General features: G+C 68.1%; 16 protein-coding genes and 1 pseudogene. 1 reads left to right on the forward strand and 16 read right to left on the reverse strand.

The genetic code is table 11. The features are described 5' to 3' along the window. Window positions 1–66: 66 nt before the first annotated feature. Together flhA and flhB are read right to left on the reverse strand one after the other, a co-directional pair. The gene (gene flhA / locus ACIGII_RS04120) at window positions 67–2172 is read right to left on the reverse strand and encodes a flagellar biosynthesis protein FlhA (protein ID WP_399657417.1); all 2106 of its coding nucleotides are present in this window, start codon (window positions 2170–2172) and stop codon (window positions 67–69) included. Continuing rightward, on the reverse strand, window positions 2169–3299 hold the full coding sequence (gene flhB / locus ACIGII_RS04125) for a flagellar biosynthesis protein FlhB (protein WP_399634115.1): 1131 nt from the start codon (window positions 3297–3299) through the stop codon (window positions 2169–2171). The genes flhA and flhB overlap by 4 nt, the downstream gene beginning before the upstream one ends. Window positions 3300–3389: 90 nt before the next feature. On the opposite strand from flhB, the pseudogene ACIGII_RS04130 reads away from it, so the two are divergent. Continuing rightward, window positions 3390–3764 (forward strand): annotated as a pseudogene (locus tag ACIGII_RS04130) (EamA family transporter); the annotation flags it as partial. Window positions 3765–3822: 58 nt separating this feature from the next. Here ACIGII_RS04130 and ACIGII_RS04135 read toward each other — a convergent pair. The 14 genes from ACIGII_RS04135 to fliF form a co-directional block, all read right to left on the reverse strand. Continuing rightward, a complete protein-coding gene (locus ACIGII_RS04135; RefSeq protein WP_399634114.1) occupies window positions 3823–5964 on the reverse strand; it encodes a putative bifunctional diguanylate cyclase/phosphodiesterase in 2142 nt (713 codons plus the stop codon). A 211-nt stretch (window positions 5965–6175) separates the two neighbouring features. Next, window positions 6176–6967, reverse strand: coding sequence for a flagellar biosynthetic protein FliR (gene fliR, locus ACIGII_RS04140; RefSeq protein ID WP_399634112.1), 792 nt, complete (start codon window positions 6965–6967; stop codon window positions 6176–6178). Between the two features lie 7 nt (window positions 6968–6974). Then, on the reverse strand, window positions 6975–7244 hold the full coding sequence (locus ACIGII_RS04145) for a flagellar biosynthetic protein FliQ (RefSeq protein ID WP_102945495.1): 270 nt from the start codon (window positions 7242–7244) through the stop codon (window positions 6975–6977). A 7-nt stretch (window positions 7245–7251) separates the two neighbouring features. Further along, entirely contained in the window at window positions 7252–8034 is a 783-nt protein-coding gene (gene fliP / locus ACIGII_RS04150; protein ID WP_399634110.1) for a flagellar type III secretion system pore protein FliP, read from the reverse strand. A 2-nt stretch (window positions 8035–8036) separates the two neighbouring features. After that, window positions 8037–8438: a flagellar biosynthetic protein FliO gene (gene fliO, locus ACIGII_RS04155; RefSeq protein WP_399634108.1), complete on the reverse strand. Its 402-nt coding sequence runs from the start codon at window positions 8436–8438 to the stop codon at window positions 8037–8039. Beyond that, complete coding sequence (gene fliN / locus ACIGII_RS04160) at window positions 8435–8776, reverse strand: flagellar motor switch protein FliN (RefSeq protein WP_399634107.1); 342 nt, start codon at window positions 8774–8776, stop codon at window positions 8435–8437. Before fliN ends, fliO begins: the two co-directional genes overlap by 4 nt. After that, window positions 8773–9780 carry a flagellar motor switch protein FliM gene (gene fliM / locus ACIGII_RS04165; RefSeq protein ID WP_399634106.1) on the reverse strand — a complete coding sequence of 336 codons (1008 nt, stop codon included), beginning with the start codon at window positions 9778–9780 and terminating at the stop codon, window positions 8773–8775. Before fliM ends, fliN begins: the two co-directional genes overlap by 4 nt. 9 nt (window positions 9781–9789) lie before the next feature. Further along, a complete protein-coding gene (fliL, locus tag ACIGII_RS04170) occupies window positions 9790–10323 on the reverse strand; it encodes a flagellar basal body-associated protein FliL (RefSeq protein WP_399634104.1) in 534 nt (177 codons plus the stop codon). Between the two features lie 131 nt (window positions 10324–10454). Continuing rightward, window positions 10455–11600: a flagellar hook-length control protein FliK gene (locus tag ACIGII_RS04175; RefSeq protein WP_399634254.1), complete on the reverse strand. Its 1146-nt coding sequence runs from the start codon at window positions 11598–11600 to the stop codon at window positions 10455–10457. After that, the gene (gene fliJ, locus ACIGII_RS04180) at window positions 11600–12055 is read right to left on the reverse strand and encodes a flagellar export protein FliJ (RefSeq protein ID WP_399634102.1); all 456 of its coding nucleotides are present in this window, start codon (window positions 12053–12055) and stop codon (window positions 11600–11602) included. The genes ACIGII_RS04175 and fliJ overlap by 1 nt, the downstream gene beginning before the upstream one ends. 3 nt (window positions 12056–12058) lie before the next feature. Beyond that, the gene (locus ACIGII_RS04185; RefSeq protein ID WP_399634100.1) at window positions 12059–13441 is read right to left on the reverse strand and encodes a FliI/YscN family ATPase; all 1383 of its coding nucleotides are present in this window, start codon (window positions 13439–13441) and stop codon (window positions 12059–12061) included. Next, complete coding sequence (locus ACIGII_RS04190) at window positions 13438–14073, reverse strand: FliH/SctL family protein (RefSeq protein ID WP_399634099.1); 636 nt, start codon at window positions 14071–14073, stop codon at window positions 13438–13440. The genes ACIGII_RS04185 and ACIGII_RS04190 overlap by 4 nt, the downstream gene beginning before the upstream one ends. Then, window positions 14070–15083 carry a flagellar motor switch protein FliG gene (gene fliG / locus ACIGII_RS04195; RefSeq protein WP_399634097.1) on the reverse strand — a complete coding sequence of 338 codons (1014 nt, stop codon included), beginning with the start codon at window positions 15081–15083 and terminating at the stop codon, window positions 14070–14072. Before fliG ends, ACIGII_RS04190 begins: the two co-directional genes overlap by 4 nt. Further along, window positions 15076–16725: a flagellar basal-body MS-ring/collar protein FliF gene (fliF, locus tag ACIGII_RS04200; protein ID WP_399634095.1), complete on the reverse strand. Its 1650-nt coding sequence runs from the start codon at window positions 16723–16725 to the stop codon at window positions 15076–15078. The genes fliG and fliF overlap by 8 nt, the downstream gene beginning before the upstream one ends. Window positions 16726–16733: the final 8 nt, after the last annotated feature.

A 16733-nucleotide genomic window follows, 5' to 3' on the forward strand; every position in this document is an offset into this window, starting at 1 on the left:
GTCCTGCTGCGGTGAATACGAAATGGAGGTGTCTGTTTTCTGACGCGGTGCTGTCGGCGTTCCGGCTCAGCTGATCGTGCCGACCAGCTTCAGCCGCTTGTCCTCGGGCACCTCGCTGTAGGCCAGCACGGACAGCGACGGAACGCTGTGGCGTACCAGCCGTGCCAGCGCGGCACGTACCGGACCGGGCACCAACACCACCGCGGGCTCGTTCTTCGCTTCCTGCTTGCCGACACATTCGGCCAGGCTCTGGTGCAGTCGCTCGGCGAGTCCGGGTTCCAGCGCGGCGCCGTTGCCCTGTGTGGACTCCTGCAAGACACGTTCCAATTGCGGGTTGAGGGTGAACACCGGCAGCTCCGCCGACATTCCGGCGATCTCCTGCACGATGAAACGGCCCAGCGCGTTGCGCACCGCGGCGGTCAGCACGCCCGGGTCCTGGCTCATCGGCGCGTTCTCCACCAGCGACTCGGCGATCTTGCGCAGCTGGCGCACCGGGATGCGTTCGATCAGCAGGTTCTGCAGCACCCGCACCACCACCGAAAGCGGCAGCGCCTTCGGCGTGAGGTCTTCGACCAGCTTGGGCGCGCTCTTGGCCAGGTTGGCCAGCAGCTGCTGGACCTCTTCGTGGCCGAGCAGTTCCGGGGCGTGTTCGCGGATGAGGTGGGAGAGGTGGGTGGCGACCACGGTGGCCGGGTCGACCACGGTGTAGCCCATCGATTCGGCGTGGGCGCGCTGGTGTGGCTGGATCCAGGTGGCATCCAGGCCGAAGGCGGGGTCCTTGCCGGCGATGCCGTCCAGCGCGCCCAGCGCACTGCCGGGGTCCAACGCCAGTTCGCGGTCGGGATGGATATCGGCGGTGGCCACCGGTACGCCGTGGATCAGCAGCCGGTAGGCAGTGGCGCCCAGCTCCAGGTTGTCGCGGATGTGGACCGAGGGAATCAGGAAGCCGATGTCGTGGGTGAGCTTGCGGCGCACGCCCTTGATCCGCGCCATCAGTTCGCCGCCCTGGTTCTTGTCCACCAGCGGGATCAGCCGGTAGCCCACCTCCAGGCCCAGCGGGTCGACCGGGCGCAGTTCGTCCCAGGTCAGCTCGGCAGTCGGTGAGGGGGTGCCTGCGGGCAGGCCGAGCGCGCTGCCGGGGCCGGCCGCGGCCGGCGCGGCGGCCGCGCGTTCGGCCGCGGTGCTCTTCTTCCACAGCTTCCAGGCAACGAAGCCGATGATGGCACCCAGCGTCAAGAAGGCGACGTTGGGCATGCCCGGCACCAGACCGACCAGGATCAGAATGCCGGCGGTGATGCTCAGCGCGCGGTGCTGGCCGAACGCCTGCCCCATCATGGCCTGGGCCATGTCCTGCGAGCGCGAGGCGCGGGTCACCAGCATCGCCACCGCCGAGGACACCAGCAGCGCGGGCAGCTGCGCCACCAGCCCGTCACCAATGGACAGCAGGGTATAGGTGGCTGCGGCTTCGCCGAACGGCATGCCGTGCTGGAGCACGCCCACCGCCAGGCCGCCCAGCATGTTGATGAACAGGATCAGGATGCCGGCGATGGCGTCGCCGCGGATGAACTTGCTGGCACCGTCCATGGCGCCGTAGAAGTCGGCTTCCTCGCGGACTTCTTCACGGCGCAGCTTGGCTTCTTCACGCGTCAGCAAACCGGCGTTGAGGTCGGCGTCGATCGCCATCTGCTTGCCAGGCATGGCATCGAGGATGAAGCGCGCGGTCACTTCGGACACGCGGCCGGCTCCCTTTGTGATCACCACGAAATTGATGATGGTCAGGATCGCGAAGACCACGATGCCGACGGCGTAGTTGCCGCCGATCACGAATTCGCCGAACGCGGCGATCACCTTGCCGGCGGCGTCGTGGCCGTTCTGGCCGTTGAGCAGGATCACGCGGGTGGAGGCCACGTTCAGCGCCAGCCGCAGCATGGTGGTGACCAGCAGCACGATCGGGAAGATGGTGAAGTCCAGCGGGCGCTTCACGTACACCACGGCCAGCAGCACCATCAGCGAGATGGCGATGTTGAAGGTGAACAGCGCATCCAGCACCGGCGCGGCCAGCGGCACCACCACCATGGCCAGCAGGGCCAGCACGATCAGCGGGGCGCCCAGGCCCTGGCGGATCATGTCCAGGGCGCGACGGGTGTTCATGCCGGCGGGCTGGGCGCTCATGGACGGCCACCCTTGCCGAACTCATCGATATCCACGTGCGGTGCGGCCGGCATCGGCCCGCCCCGCCAGGTACGCAGCTGGTAGACGTAGGACAGGACCTGGGCAACGGCCGAATACAGTCTCACGGGGATTTCCTTTCCAAGTTGACCTTCCCGATACAAGGCGCGTGCCAAAGGCGGCGCCGAGACGATGGCGACCCTGTTGCCGTCGGCCACTTCACGGATGCGCAGGGCGGTTTCGTCCACGCCCAGGGCGACAACGGTGGGGGCGCCCATTTTTCCGCCGTCGTACTTGAGGGCTACCGCGTAGTGGGTCGGGTTGACCACCACCACGTCGGCGGTGGGCACCGCTTCCATCATCTGGCGGTTGGCCATCTGGTGCTGCATCTGGCGGATGCGGCCCTTCATTTCGGGGCTGCCCTCGCTTTCCTTCATCTCCCGGCGCAGCTCTTCACGGGTCATCTTCAGCTTGCGCATCCAGTTCCAGCGCTGGTAGGGGGCGTCGATGGCGGCCAGCAGCATCATCGCGCCGCCGGTGGCCAGCATCAGCTTGAGGGTGAAGCCCAGGCCGTTGACGATGGCCGCTTCCAGCGGCTGGTGGACCAGGTCGCGCAGCGGACGGATGCCGTGCCAGACCACCAGTCCGGCGGCGGCGCCGACGAACAGGATGCGAAGCAGCGATTTGATGAACTCGGCGATGGCTTCGGCGCCGTACAGGCGCTTCATGCCGGCCATCGGGCTGAGCCGGTTGAACTGCGGCATCAGCGATTTGTTCGACCAGCGCAGCCCGCCCATCGCGACCGGCGCCAGGAAACTGGCCAGCAGGCAGACCAGCAGCAGCGGCCACAGGGCCAGCATCAGCTGCAGGAACAGGTGGCCGAAGTGGCTGAACAGCCCCTGCGGCTCGAACCGCAGTCCGGGTTCGGGGCTGAGCGCGGATTTCATCCAGGCCTTGCCGCTGCTGGCCATGCCGCCGGAAAACGCCATCAACGCCAGCACCGAGGCGCCGAACACGGCGGCGGTCGCCAGCTCGCGCGAGCGCGGGATGTTGCCCTCTTCACGGGCATCGCGCAGGCGTTTTTCGGTAGGTTGTTCGGTTTTTTCGCCGGCTTGTTCGTTTTCGGACATCGGGGCAGGGCACCACGGGGGGTACCCGGGGTGGTGCAAGAACCGTTCCGGAAGGCGGGGGGTGTACGTGCGGTCGATTGGAATGCGACCACCTACACGGTGGCGGACGCCTGGGGCGCACGCCAGTCGGGAGCGCCGGTCGCCTATACGCTGTGGCTGTTCCTGCTCTCGGGCCTGCCGCTTCCGCTCTGGGCCCTGTGGAAACGCAGGCCGCAACTGCGGGTCTACGCCCGGTCCAACTGGCAGTACGGTCTCGTGGACGGCATGGGTACGCTGATCGCCTACGGGCTGGCGCTGTGGGCAATGACCCAGGCGCCGGTGGCGATGGTCTCCGCGCTGCGTGAAACCTCCATCGTGTTCGCGATGATGATTTCCGCCTGGGTGCTGCGCGAACGCGTGCCGAGGCGCCGTTGGATGGCCGCCGGGCTGATCGTCACCGGGGTCGCTATCCTGCGCGCCGCCTGACCTTCAAGGCGTACCAGTCGATGTTGGCAGTAGAGCCACGCCCTGCGTGGCTGGCGCCTCACTCCAGGAAATGCCCGCCGCCAAGGGTGTTCAGTTCCGGGGCCAGGCTCATGCGCGGGCGGGGCAGGTCGTGCAGCTGCATGAAGCGCTCCGGGTCGACCGGGCGCCCGAGCAGGTAGCCCTGCAGGAAGTCGCAGCCGAGCCGCTCCAGGTAGGCACGCTGGCCGGCGGTCTCCACCCCTTCGGCGACGATGTCCATGTCCAGGGCATGGCCCAGGGCCACGATGGCCGAAACGATCACCACGTCTTCGGAGCTGTTTTCCAGGTCGCGGATGAAGGCGTGGTCGATCTTGATTTCGGTGGCCGGCAGCCGTTTCAGGTAGAGCAGGCTGGAATACCCGGTGCCGAAATCGTCGATGGAGATACCCACGCCCAGCCGCGCCAGCGACTGCAGCAGGCGCAGGCTGGTCTCGGTATCGCGCATCACCGCGCTTTCGGTGATTTCCAGCACCAGCCGGCGTGGTTCCACCCGGTGCCGCTCAAGCGCATCGCTGACTTCCTGCAGCAGGTAGGGTGAGCCGAACTGGATCGGCGAAAGATTCACCGAGATCGACCAGTTGTCGTGGCCGGCGTCGTGCCAGCGCCGCAGTTGCCGGCAGGCTTCATTGAGCGCCCAGCGCCCCAGCTCGTTGATCACACCGCTGCGTTCGGCCAGGCGGATGAACCGGTCCGGCGGGATCAGGCCCTGCTCGGGGTGCTGCCAGCGCAGCAACGCTTCGGCGCCACACACCTGGTGGGTACTGACCCGCACCTTGGGCTGGTACTGCAGGAACAGCTGCTTGAGTTCCACGGCACGTCGCAGGTCGGCCAGCAGGCGGAACTGCTGCTCGGCGCTGTCGCTCATCCACTCGGAAAACACCACGTAGGCATTGCGACCGGACTCCTTGGCCTGGTACATCGCCGCATCGGCGTATCCCATCAACTGGCGCTCGGTGGCGGCATGGTCGGGGCAGATCGCGATGCCGATGCTGGCGGTGATCTGCAGGTCGTGGCCGGGCACCAGGTTGCCCTTGCCGATGGCCTGGATGATGCGGCTGGCGACGGTGGCCACGTCTTCATCGTTCTCGATGGCCACCACCAGCACGAATTCGTCGCCGCCCAGCCGCGCCAGGATGTCGGCGGGGCGCAGCAGCTGGCGGGTGCGCGCGGCCACGGCCACCAGCAGCGAGTCGCCGGTCTGGTGGCCATAGGCATCGTTGACCTGCTTGAACCCGTCCAGGTCCATGAACATCACCGCGAAGCGACCGCCGCGCAGCTCGGCGTCCACCAGCGCCTGGTCGATGCGCTGCTGCAGCAGCAGGCGGTTGGGCAGGTGGGTCAGCGGGTCGTGCAGCGCGGCCTGGCTGAGTTCGGCTTCGGCGTCGTCCAGCGAGCTGCGCAGGCGCTGGTTGCGCAACCGCAGCAACTGCGCCTGCTGGCGCTGGTCCAGCCACGACACCAGCAGCACCACCGCGAGGATGCCGATGGTCAGCACCATCACCAGGGCCCCCAGCCATTGGGTCTGCAGGCCGTCCCCGGCGGCGGCGCCGCACACGCTGTTGGCCGGGAACCGCGCGGCGGCCATGCCGGTGTAGTGCATGCCGACGATCGCCGTGCCGAGCAGCACCGCGGGCACGATGCGGTGGTGCAGCCGGGTATCGCTGTGACGCAGGCGGAAGGCGACAAACAAGGCGACCCACGACGCCGCCACGGCCACCAGCACCGACAGCGTGAACCAGCCGGCGTGGTATTCGATGCCCGGCCGCATCAACATCGCGGACATGCCGATGTAATGCATGCTGGCAATGCCGCAGCCCATCAGCACCGCGCCCAGCGCCAGGCGCGAATGCGGCAGGGTGGGACGCGATACCAGCCACAAGGCGAAGATGGACGAGGCCATGGCGACCAGCAGCGATGCCGCAGTCAGCGCCAGGTCGTAGCCCAGTGGAATCGGCAGGCGGAATGCTAGCATGCCGATGAAGTGCATGGACCAGATGCCCAGGCCCATCGCGCACCCGCCGCCGAGCAGCCACAGCACGCTGATGCGTGGAGAGGGCGCGGTGGTGACGCGGTTGGCCATGTCCAGCGCGGTGAACGAGGCGAGGATGGCGACCAGCAGTGAAACCACGACCAACCATTGGGTGTAACTGCCGATCAGCATGCTGATTCTCCCTGGCGTACCCAGCAGACAACTCGACCGGCACGCGCGCGCGTCGACGCCGGTTGCTCCGGCACGCTTCCCCCTGCCGTAGGCGCATGAAACGACAGCGGGTGGGCGAAGGCAAGCGCAAAATCTGCCAAAAAGTTCATTTGGCGATCACGTCGTCATCACATCGCCGGCATACGCTGACGTATGTCGGGAGCGGGTCGCGCTACTGCGTCACGCTGTCAGCGGCCTGGAACGCGGCGTCGAACAGACGCTGTACCGGCGGTCCCATTTCGCCTGCCAGGACGGTGAGCAGGAACAGGCCCAGCAACAGTGCGACCGGCAGGCCGAGCTGGATCGGGTTGAGCGCGGGCGCGGCCTTGGAAAGCACGCCGAAGGCCAGGTTGATCGCCAGCATCGCCACGGTGAGCGGCAGGGCCAAGGTCAACGCTCCGCGGAAGACCTGTAGCAGGAACATCGGTGCGACATTGAGGAAGGCGTCGATATCGGGCAATGCGCTGCCGATCGGCACGGCTTTGTAGCTGTCCATCAACAGCGAAATCAGCGCGAGGTGGCCGTTGGCGGTGAAGAACAACAGGCCGAACAGCAGGTAGAACCATTGGCCGATCACGCCGGAGGTGCCGCCGCGCATCGGGTCGCTCATCTGCGCGAAGGCCAGGCCGGTGCCTTGCGACACCAGTTCGCCGGCCATCGCACCGGCTTCGAACACCAGCCGCAGCAGGAAGCCGATGGAGATGCCGATGGCCAGTTCGCGGGCGATGCTGAGGACGGTGGCGGCGTCGAACCCGGTCCAGGCCGGTACCGGTGGCAGCATCGGCGACAGGGCGATGGCCAGGGCACCGGACAGCATGACCTTCACCCGCGAGGGCACGGCACGGCTGCCGACCAGCGGCATCGCCATGATCATCGCGCCGATACGCAGCATGGTCCACAGCACGGTGCCGATCATGCCGAAGGCGTTGAGCCCGTCGGCGGCCATCTGGGTTGCCGAATCCATCGCGCGGCTATCCGATCAGGTGCGGGATGCGCTGGAACAGCAGGACGGTGTATTCGACCAGGTGGCCGATCAGCAGGCTGCCGAGTGCGAACAGCACGGCGGTGAGCGCGGCGGCCTTGGCGACGAAGGCGATGGTCGGTTCGTTGAGCTGGGTGGCGGCCTGCACCACGCCAACCACCACGCCGACGATCAGCACGGTGAGCAGCAGCGGGCCGGCAACCCACAGCACGGTGATCAGGCCACCGCGCAGTTCGGTCAGGGCAAGTTCGGGGGTCATGGCAACCTCAGACGGCGTTGAAGCTGGCGGCCAGGGTGCCGACCACCAGGACCCAGCCGTCGACCAGCACGAACAGCAGGATCTTGAAGGGCGCCGAGACCAGCATCGGCGAGAGCATCATCATGCCCATCGACATCAGCACGCTGGCCACGACCAGGTCGATGATCACGAACGGGATGAAGATCAGGAAGCCGATTTCGAACGCGGTCTTCAGTTCGCTGGTGACGAACGAAGCGACCAGCACCGGGAACGGAATGGCGTCGGGACTGGCGTAGGTGCCGTGCCCGGCCATGCCGGCGAAAGTCATCAGGTCGGTTTCGCGGATCTGGGCGAGCATGAAGGCGCGCAGGGGCTGGGTGGTGAGGGTCCAGGCGGTCTGGAAGTCGATCTCGCCGTTGAGGTAGGGCGCCATGCCGCTGCCCCAGGCCTTCTGCCAGACCGGCAGCATGACCATGGCGGTGAGGAACAGGGCCAGGCCGAGCAGGACCTGGTTGGAGGGGGTCTGGCCGGTACCCAGCGCCTGGCGCAGCAGGCCGAGCACGATGATGATGCGGGTGAAGGCGGTGAGCACCAGCAGCATGGACGGGATCAGGGTGATCGCGGTCATCAGCAGCAGGGTCTGCAGCGGCAGGCTGACCGGTGCGCCGCCGATCTTGCCGACGTTCACGTCGGGCAGGTTGGGCACGGCGGGCGCGCCGGGCGCGGCCCAGGCCAGTGCGGGCAGGGCGCACAGCAGCAGCGCGAACAGCAGCGGCAGGTAACGAAGGCAGGATGCTCGGCGGCGACGCATGATCATTTTTCCTTGCGCAGCCGCTGTTGCAGCAGCTGGGCGAAATTCGGCAGGTTCTTCAGATCCGGCAGGCGCGCCGGTTCCGGGGTGGGCAGGGGGTCGGGCAGGTGGTGCAACGTGGTGATGCCGCCGGCGGTGACGCCGAGCAGCAGCTGCTGGCCATTGACGTCGACAACGACGACGCGTTCCTTGGCACCGACGTTGAGGCTGGCGACGATGCGCAGGCCTTCGGCGGGCTTGAAGCCGCTGCCGGGCATGCGCTTGAGCAGCCAGCCAAGGCCGACGATCAGGGCCAGCACGCCAAACAGGGCCAGCACGGCGCCGAACATGCTCGGCGCGGCGGCGGCATGCTGGCCGACCTTGCCTGCGGGGGCGGCGGCGGCGAGGAGGACCGAGGCGATCAACGCAGTCTCCGGATCCGTTCGCTGGGGCTGACCACGTCGGTGAGGCGCACGCCGAAGCGGTCGTTGATGACGACCACTTCGCCGTGGGCGATGAGCGTGCCGTTGACGAACACGTCCAGCGATTCGCCGGCGCCGCGTTCGAGTTCGACCACCGAGCCCTGGTTGAGCTGCAGCAGGTTGCGGATCGGCAGGCGGGCGCGGCCGACTTCGAGCGACAGGGTGACCGGGACGTCGAGGATGACGTCAAGGTTCAGGTCGGAGCCGGCATGGGTGTCGTCGGACTGCAGGGTGGTGAACTGCGCCGGTGCCGGTTCGTTGGACTCGAGGATGTCGTTCATTGCGGGTCTTCCTGGATGACGGGAACACGCGGGCGGGTGCCCGGCGGGTGGGTAGCGGTGATCTTTACGGCGTTCATGCCGTTGGCGACGCCGAACTGGCCGGTGAAGACGGGGATGTTCTCGACGCAGACCGGGACCTGGGCGGGCAGGTCGATGGGCAGGATGTCGCCGATCTTCAGCGTGGTCAGGTCGCGCAGGCTCATGCGCTTGGTGGCCAGGACGCTGGACAGGGTGACTTCGGCGATGTTGAGCTGTTCGCGCAGCATGGTGCCCCAGCTCTCGTCGCGGTCGTTGCGGTCGCTCTGGATGCCGGCATCGAGCAGCTCGCGGATCGGTTCGAGCATGGAGTACGGCAGGGTGACGTGGATGTCCCCGCCGCCACCGTCGAGTTCGACGTGCAGCCGGCAGACCACGACGTATTCGCGGGGGGTGACGATGTTGGCGAAGTGGGGGTTGATCTCGGAGTTGATGTATTCGAACTCGACATCCATCACCGGGGCCCAGGCTTCGCGCAGGTCGGCGAAGGTCTGCTTGAGCAGGAGGTGGATGACGCGCATTTCGGTGGCGGTGAATTCGCGGCCTTCGATGCGGGTGGGGTAGCGTCCGTCGCCGCCGAAAAAGTTGTCGACGATGGCGAACACCAGGGTGGGTTCGAAGACGATCAGGCCGGTGCCGCGCAGGGGCTTGAAGCGGATCAGGTTGAGGTTGGTGGGGACGTACAGGGAGTGCATGTACTCGTTGAACTTGATCAGTTCAATGCCACGCACGGACAGTTCGGCGGAACGGCGGATGAGGTTGAACAGGCCGATGCGCCAGAGGCGGGCGAAGCGTTCGTTGACCATCTCCAGGGTCGGCATGCGGCCACGGATGATGCGGTCCTGGCTGGCGAAGTCGTAGTTGCGCGCTTCGCCGGGGGCGAGGGTATCGACTTCGGTTTCGACGGCGCCGGAGTCGACGCCGTGCAGCAGGGCATCGATTTCGTCCTGGGAGAGCAGGTCGTTCATGGGAGGCCCTTACTGGGTGACGAAGCTGGTGAACAGCAGTTCGTCGACGCCCTTGCTGCCGGTTTCGGCCTTGAGCAGTTTCTGTACTTCGGCGAGGGAGTCGGCCTGGAGCTTTTCCTTGCCGGCACGGTCGGCGATCTGGGCCGGTTCGACCTGGGAGAAGAGCATGAGCAGCTTGGCGCGGATGGCCGGGGCGTGCAGCTTGATGGCTTCGAGGGCGGCGGGGTCGCGGGTCATCAGCTGGACCTCGACCTGCAGGTAGCGGGGACCGTCGAAGCTGCTGCTGAGGTTGACCACGAAGGGCGGTTCGAGGCCGAAGTACTGGGCGGGGGCGGGCACGGCCGACTTGGCGGTGGCGGCCTTGGCGGGGGTCTTCTCGTCGTGGGACTGGGTGAAGTACCACACGCCGCCACCGGCGGCGCCAGCGGCGACGACGGCGATCAGGGCGGTGACCAGGAGGGGGCTGCGCGGCTTGGCGGCCTTGTCCTTGTCGGTGGATTTCTTGGTTTTGTCAGCGGCTGCGGCCACGAGGGGAAGCTCCATAGGATTGCTTCCTGGCTACATGCAAACGCTGTGCCGAACCCCGACGGTTTTTCGTTGCCGGGAATTTGACGGCCTTCGAAGGCGCCATGGCAGGCAAGAGCGGTAGGGCCCGACCGTTGGTCGGGCCGGCTTTACGCGTATGCGTCAACCAATCCGCGCTGTCGCATCAACTGGGATGGCGACAGGGTGGTTTCGACCAATGCCGTGTCTCCGTCGGCGTTTCCGTGACCTGCCTGCCCGCCGTTTGCCTTGCCATCCTGCGCGGTCTGCTGGTGGCCTACGTCGGCATTACCCAGCTGGAATCCCTGGTCGTTCAGCATCTCGCGCAGGCGCGGAATGCTGGATTCGAGGGCGTGGCGGACGTCGGCGTGGGCGCTGCTGAAGGTGGCGTGGACCTTGTCGCCGTCCATCTGCAGGCGCACTTCGATCAGGCCGAGGTCGTGCGGGGTGACCTTGATGGTGGCGTGGCCGATCTTCTGGTCGGCCAGCCAGCCGATGCGGGCGCTCATGGCGTCGTCGAAGTCGTCGCCGCCGATGTGCGGGGTCGCGGTCGGCTCGCCCTGGAACGGCGTGCTGGCGGTGGCGGCGGCCTTGAGTTCGGCGGCGGCGTGCAGGGCGTGCAGGAGCTGGGGGGCGGGGGTGTCGGCGTCGCCGGCCGCGTGGGCGATGGCATCGGCCAGGGCGTCCGGCACGGCGGTGTCTTCGCTGACCAGGGCGTCGGCTGGCAGGGCAAGGGGCGCGGGGGTGCCGGCGGCGCTGTTGGCGTCGACGCCGGGCAATGCGGATGCGGTCACTGCACTGGTGGGGGCGGTCTGCGCGACGGGCAGGGCCGCGGCGGTGTTGGCCAGTGCGGTGTCGGCGTTGGCGGCGGGCGCGGCCATGACGGTAACGGCTTCGACGCCCGCCAGGGCCAGGCCGGCCAGGCCGAGCGGCGGCCACGGGGCGGTGTCGGTGTCGTCGCTGGGCTCGCTGCCGGCCGGCGTGTCGGTGGCGGCCGCGGCCGGTGTGGCGGCGGCGTCGCTGGTGTCGCTGGTGGCGTCGGCGGCGGGGCGGCGAGGGGCGTCGCCGGGAGTGCTGCTGGCGTTGTCGGGGGTGGGCTTGTCGGCGGCGGCTTTGGCCGGCGCGTCCTTGCTGCCAGCGTCGGCCTTGAGCAGGGCGTCAAAGTCCCGACGGTCGCTGCGGGCGCCGCTGGCGTTGCTGCGGCTGCCCGGGGTGGCGGGGCTGGGGCTGCTGCTTGCAGCGGTGCCAAGGCTGCTGCCGGGCAGGCTGGGGGGCATCACGGGGCATCTCCGGTGTCGGTGTCTGCGGCGCGCGCCAGGCGGCTGCGGCGGGCGCCGATGTCGTCCATGTCGCGCTGGTCACGGCGATCGACCAGGACCTTTTCCTGGGCGCGATAACTGGCGGCGAGCTGTTCGAGGACGGCTTTGTCGCGGCTGGCCAGGATCAGGCGGGCGCGTTCGGCTTCGACCTTTTCGCGGTTGCTGTCCACGGTCTGGCGCTGCTGGGCGACGGCACTGTCGAGGCGGTCGAGGAAGGCGCGGCGGTTGAGCAGCTGGGCCGGGCTGGTGGCGGCCATCTGCGCGCTGGCGTATTCCTCGGCATAGCGGCGCAGTTCGTCCAGGCGCGACAGGTGGGTGTCGAGCGCGCGCTGGCGTTCGGCGAGGTCGCGGGCGACTTCGTCTTCATGGTCCTGGGCCCGCTTGAGCAGGGGGTCGATGCGCTTGGATTGCATGGCTTAGCCCTCAGGTTCCACCAGGCGCTTGAGCGCGGCCTGGCTGTGCGGCAGGTCGGCGGCCTTGCCGACGTCCTGACCAAGGAATTCAACGATGTCCGACCAGCGTTCCAGTGCTTCGTCGGTGGCCGGATCGTTGCCGCGCTGGTAGGCGCCGATGGCGATCAGGTCGCGGTTGCTGGAGTACGCCGAAACCAGGCGCTTGAGCTTGCGGATGCGCAGGCGCCAGGGTTCGTCGGCGATGTCGGTGACCACGCGGCTGACCGAGGATTCCACGTCGATGGCCGGGTACAGGCCGCTGTCGGCAACCCGGCGCGAAAGCAGGATATGGCCGTCGAGGATGGCGCGGGCGGCGTCGGCGATAGGGTCCTGCGGGTCGTCGCCTTCGGTCAGCACGGTGTAGAAGGCGGTGATCGACCCGCGTCCCTTGGCGCCGTTGCCGGCGCGTTCCACCAGCGCCGGCAGTTTGGCGAACACCGACGGCGGGTAGCCGCGGGTGGTGGGCGGTTCGCCCACCGACAGGCCGATTTCGCGTTGGGCCTGGGCAAAGCGGGTCAAGGAGTCCATCAGCAGCAGTACATTCAGGCCCTGGTCGCGGAACCATTCGGCGATCGCGGTGGCGCGGTAGGCGCCGTGCAGGCGGGCCAGCGGTGGGCGGTCGGCCGGGCTGGCCACGACCACGGCGCGGCGCAGGCCTTCCTCGCCTAGGGTGCTTTCGACGAAATCGCGCACTTCGCGGCCACGTTCGCCGATCAGGCCGACCACGATCACGTCGGCGGCGGTGTAGCGGGTCATCATGCCGAGCAGGGTGGACTTGCCGACGCCGGAGCCGGCGAACAGGCCCACGCGCTGGCCGCGCCCGATCGGCAGCAGGGCGTTGATGGCGCGCACCCCCACGTCCAGGGGCTGGGTGATCGGTTCGCGCGCCAGCGGGTTGATGGACACGCCGGCCATACCGACGGTGCCTTCGGCGCGGATCGGCCCCTTGCCGTCCAGCGGCACGCCGTCACTGTCGATGACGCGGCCGAGCAGGCCTTCGCCGACTTCGACGCCGCCACGGCCCAGCGAGGGCACCACGCGGGCATTGGGCAGCAGGCCGTGCAGTTCGGCGCTGGGCATCAGGTAGGTGCGTTCGCCGGCGAAGCCGACCACTTCCGCGTCGACCCAGCCGCCATCGGCCACTTCGACCTTGCAACTGGCGCCCATCGGCGATTCGCAGCCGACCGCTTCCAGGGTCAGGCCGACCGCGCGGCGCAGCACGCCTTCGCGGATCAGGCCGCGACCATGCGCGCCGTCGGGTTTGATGCCGTCCAGGCGCGCGGCCAGGCGCAGGTTGCGTGCCGCCGACCAGTCGGCGGCGGGCGGGGGCAGGGGCTCGGTGTTCATGCGGCGGCTCCGGATTTGCGCAGCACCGCGTCCAGCGCGCCGCGCAGGCGCGCCTCCAGGGTGCCGTCGATGCGCACGGCTTCCGCATGCACGCGCAGGTCGCCACGGCTCAGGGTGAGGTCGGGGGTGAGGCGCTGGTTGGGCGAGAGCTGCAGCAGCGGCGCCAGCGCGGCGATGTCGTCCGGGTGCAGGCGTACTTCCACCTCGCGGTTGGCACCGCCGACCGCATCGACGGCTTCGCCGACCAGCTGGGCCAGCAGGGCCGGGTCGGCCTCGTAGGCACGGCCGACCAGGGTGCCGGCAATGCGTACCGCCAGTTCGCCCAGCGCGGCCACGACTTCGTTTTCCAGGCGAACCAGCGGCCGGCTGAAGTTGTCCAGGATGCCTTCGATCTGGGCGACCAGGCGGCGCACTTCGGCCTGGCCCTGGGCGTGGCCGTCGGCATGGCCCTGTTCGAAGCCGTCCTTCTGTGCGGCGTCCTGGATCGCCTGGATCTCCTCCAGGGTGGGCAGCTGCAGCAGCGGTTCGGGATCGTGCTCGGGCACCTCCTCGAACGTGTCAAAGGGGTCATCCTGCACGGCGGCCGGGTCGGCCAGCAGGTCGGGGGCAAGCCAGCGCACGGCAGTATTCACAGCATGGCCTCCGCGTTGCCGCCCAGGGTGACGGTGCCTTCATCGGCCATGCGCTTGACGATGGCCAGGATCTCGCGCTGCGCCGCTTCCACGTCGGACAGGCGCACCGGACCGCGTGCCTCCATGTCTTCGAGCAGGATCTCGGCGGCACGCTGGGACATGTTGCGGGTGATCTTGTCGCGCACCTTGATGTCGGCGCCGCGCAGGGCCAGACCCAGGCGTTCGCCGCTGACTTCGCGCAGCACCAGCTGCAGTTCGCGGTCTTCCAGGTCGATCAGGTCGTCGAACACGAACATCTTTTCCTGGATGCGCGCGCTGAGCGGGGCATCGATGCGCGAGATTTCGCCCAGGATGGCCTGGTCCTGGCCGCTGTCCATGAAGTTCAGGATGTTGGCCGCGCACTGCACGCCGCCGATGTTGGACGACTTCAGGTTCTGGTTGCCGGCGAACTGGCGCTCCATGATTTCGTTCAATTCATTCAGGGCATTCGGCGGAATGCCGTCCAGGGTGGCGATGCGCAGCAGCACGTCCACGCGGGTGCGTTCGGGCAGCAGCTTGAGTGCTTCGGCGGCCTGGTCGGTTTCCAGGTGGGCCATCACGATGGCGATGATCTGCGGGTGTTCGTTGCGGACCAGGTCGGCCACCGCACGCGGGTCCATCCATTTCAGCGCGTCCAGGCCGGTGGTGTTGCGGCCCAGCAGGATGCGGTCGATGAGGTTGCCGGCTTTTTCGCTGCCCAGCGCCTGCACCAGCATGTTGCGGATGTAGTCGTCCGAGCCCACGCCCAGCGAGGTCTTGGAGCCCAGCTCGGTGTTGAACTGGTCCATCACCCGCTCGACCTGCTCGCGGGTGATGTCGCTCATGGTGGCCATGGCGATACCGATCTTCTGTACTTCCTTGGGCTCCATGTGGCGGAGCACATCGGCGGCTTCCACTTCGCCGAGCGAGAGCAGCAGGACGGCGGCGCGCTGCACGCCGCTGAGCGGAGCGGGGGCGGCGGCGTCAATCATTGGCCACCCAGCCCTTGACCACCTGGGCCACGCGCTTGGAGTCGGTCTTTACGGCTTCACGCGCCATGCGCAGTCGTTCCTCATAGGAGTCCACCGGCAGGGCCAGCGGCTCCTGCCCTGAGAGATGTACGCGATCACTGCCCAGGGCGGGCAGGCCTTCGCCGTCGTCGACCAGCTGCACGTCGGCGCTGTGCGGTTCCAGGCTCTCGTTGCCCTGCGCCTTCTTCGGGGTGCCGGTGATCGAGCGCAGCGCCGGGCGCAGCACGCCGAACACCAGCGCCAGCACCACGATGGCACCGAGCAGCAGTCGCAGCCCGTCCTGGACCTGCGGCAGTTCCCACCACTTCGGGCCTTCCACCGGGGTCACTTCACGCACGAACGGGGCATTCATCACCGACACGGTGTCGCCACGTTCGGCATCGAAGCCCACCGCCTGCTTGACCAGCGCTTCGACACGGGTCAGTTCGGCGGCCGACAGCGGCTGCTCGGTGGTCTTGCCGTTGGCGCCCGGGCGCGGCACGTTGTCCAGCAACACCGCCACCGAGACGCGCTTGATGCGCCCGGCCGGCTGGCGGGTGTGCTGCAAGGTGCGGTCCAGTTCGTAGTTGCGGGTGGCGTTGCGCGAGGTTTCGGTCGGCGCGGCGGCCGGCGTCGGGGCGGCTGCGGCCGCGCCCGGCGGGGTGTTGCTGGCCGCGCCCGGCACGCCCTGCGGGCCCTGGGTGCTGGTGCTGTTTTCGCTGGTCTGCTCGCTGCGGATCTTCTGCGGCTCGCCGTTGTACAGCTCGCGGGCTTCTTCGATCACCGAGAAGTCCATGTCCACGCTGACTTCCGGGTTGACCCGGCCGGGCCCGGTCATCGGTTCCAGCAGTTCGCGGATGCGCTGATTGAACGAGGTTTCCTGGCGGCGTACCTGTTCGAACTGGGCGGCATTCATCGCCGCGTCGCTGTTCGGGTCGGACACGCTGAGCATGCGCCCGCTCTGGTCGACCACGGTGACCCGTTCCGGGGCCAGGTCGGGAATGCTGGCCGCGACCATGTGCACGATGGCGTCGATCTGGCCACGCTCCAGCTGCTGGCCGCCGCGCAGCTCCAGCACCACCGAGGCGCTGGCCACGTCGCGCTGGCGGGTGAAGGCGCTGGGCTTGGGAATGGCCAGATGCACGCGCGAATCGCGCACCGGGCGAAGGGTGTTGATGGTGCGCGACAGCTCGGTTTCCAGCGAATGCTGGTACCGCGCGTTTTCCATGAACTGGCTGACGCCGAAGCCCGGGTCGCGCTCCATCAGCTCGAAGCCCAGCCGGCCGCTGTCGGTCAGGCCGGAACCGGCCAGCTTCAGGCGGGCGTCGTGCAGGTTCTTTTCCGGCACGGTGATGCCGCCGGTGGCCGGGTCCAGTTCGAACGGAATCTGCGCGGCGCGCAGCAGGTCGGTGGCCTCGGCGGTGGCCTTCTGGTCCAGGCCGGTGTACAGCGGCACCATGCCCGGCTTCTGCGACCAGAAGAACACGAACAGGCCTGCCGCAACGGCCACGGCGATCATCGCCATCAGGCCAAGCCGACGGGTGATCTGCAGGCTTTGCAGCCGGTCGAACCACTGGCCCGCCTTTTCGGCGTTCAGGGATTCCTTGGTGAGCGACAGGGCCATGCGGTTCT

It is taken from the genome of Stenotrophomonas sp. NPDC077420, from assembly GCF_044543385.1.
Classification (GTDB): Bacteria; Pseudomonadota; Gammaproteobacteria; order Xanthomonadales; family Xanthomonadaceae; genus Stenotrophomonas.

Coding starts and splice junctions, on each gene's coding strand:
- fliG (WP_399634097.1), bottom strand. CDS start 15,083: ATGATTGACGCCGCCGCCCCCGCTCCGCTCAGCGGCGTGCAGCGCGCC.
- ACIGII_RS04185 (WP_399634100.1), bottom strand. CDS start 13,441: ATGAACACCGAGCCCCTGCCCCCGCCCGCCGCCGACTGGTCGGCGGCA.
- ACIGII_RS04135 (WP_399634114.1), bottom strand. CDS start 5,964: ATGCTGATCGGCAGTTACACCCAATGGTTGGTCGTGGTTTCACTGCTG.
- fliR (WP_399634112.1), bottom strand. CDS start 6,967: ATGGATTCGGCAACCCAGATGGCCGCCGACGGGCTCAACGCCTTCGGC.
- fliP (WP_399634110.1), bottom strand. CDS start 8,034: ATGCGTCGCCGCCGAGCATCCTGCCTTCGTTACCTGCCGCTGCTGTTC.
- ACIGII_RS04145 (WP_102945495.1), bottom strand. CDS start 7,244: ATGACCCCCGAACTTGCCCTGACCGAACTGCGCGGTGGCCTGATCACC.
- flhB (WP_399634115.1), bottom strand. CDS start 3,299: ATGTCCGAAAACGAACAAGCCGGCGAAAAAACCGAACAACCTACCGAA.
- flhA (WP_399657417.1), bottom strand. CDS start 2,172: ATGAGCGCCCAGCCCGCCGGCATGAACACCCGTCGCGCCCTGGACATG.
- fliL (WP_399634104.1), bottom strand. CDS start 10,323: ATGGAGCTTCCCCTCGTGGCCGCAGCCGCTGACAAAACCAAGAAATCC.
- fliM (WP_399634106.1), bottom strand. CDS start 9,780: ATGAACGACCTGCTCTCCCAGGACGAAATCGATGCCCTGCTGCACGGC.
- fliJ (WP_399634102.1), bottom strand. CDS start 12,055: ATGCAATCCAAGCGCATCGACCCCCTGCTCAAGCGGGCCCAGGACCAT.
- ACIGII_RS04175 (WP_399634254.1), bottom strand. CDS start 11,600: ATGCCCCCCAGCCTGCCCGGCAGCAGCCTTGGCACCGCTGCAAGCAGC.
- fliN (WP_399634107.1), bottom strand. CDS start 8,776: ATGAACGACATCCTCGAGTCCAACGAACCGGCACCGGCGCAGTTCACC.
- fliF (WP_399634095.1), bottom strand. CDS start 16,725: ATGGCCCTGTCGCTCACCAAGGAATCCCTGAACGCCGAAAAGGCGGGC.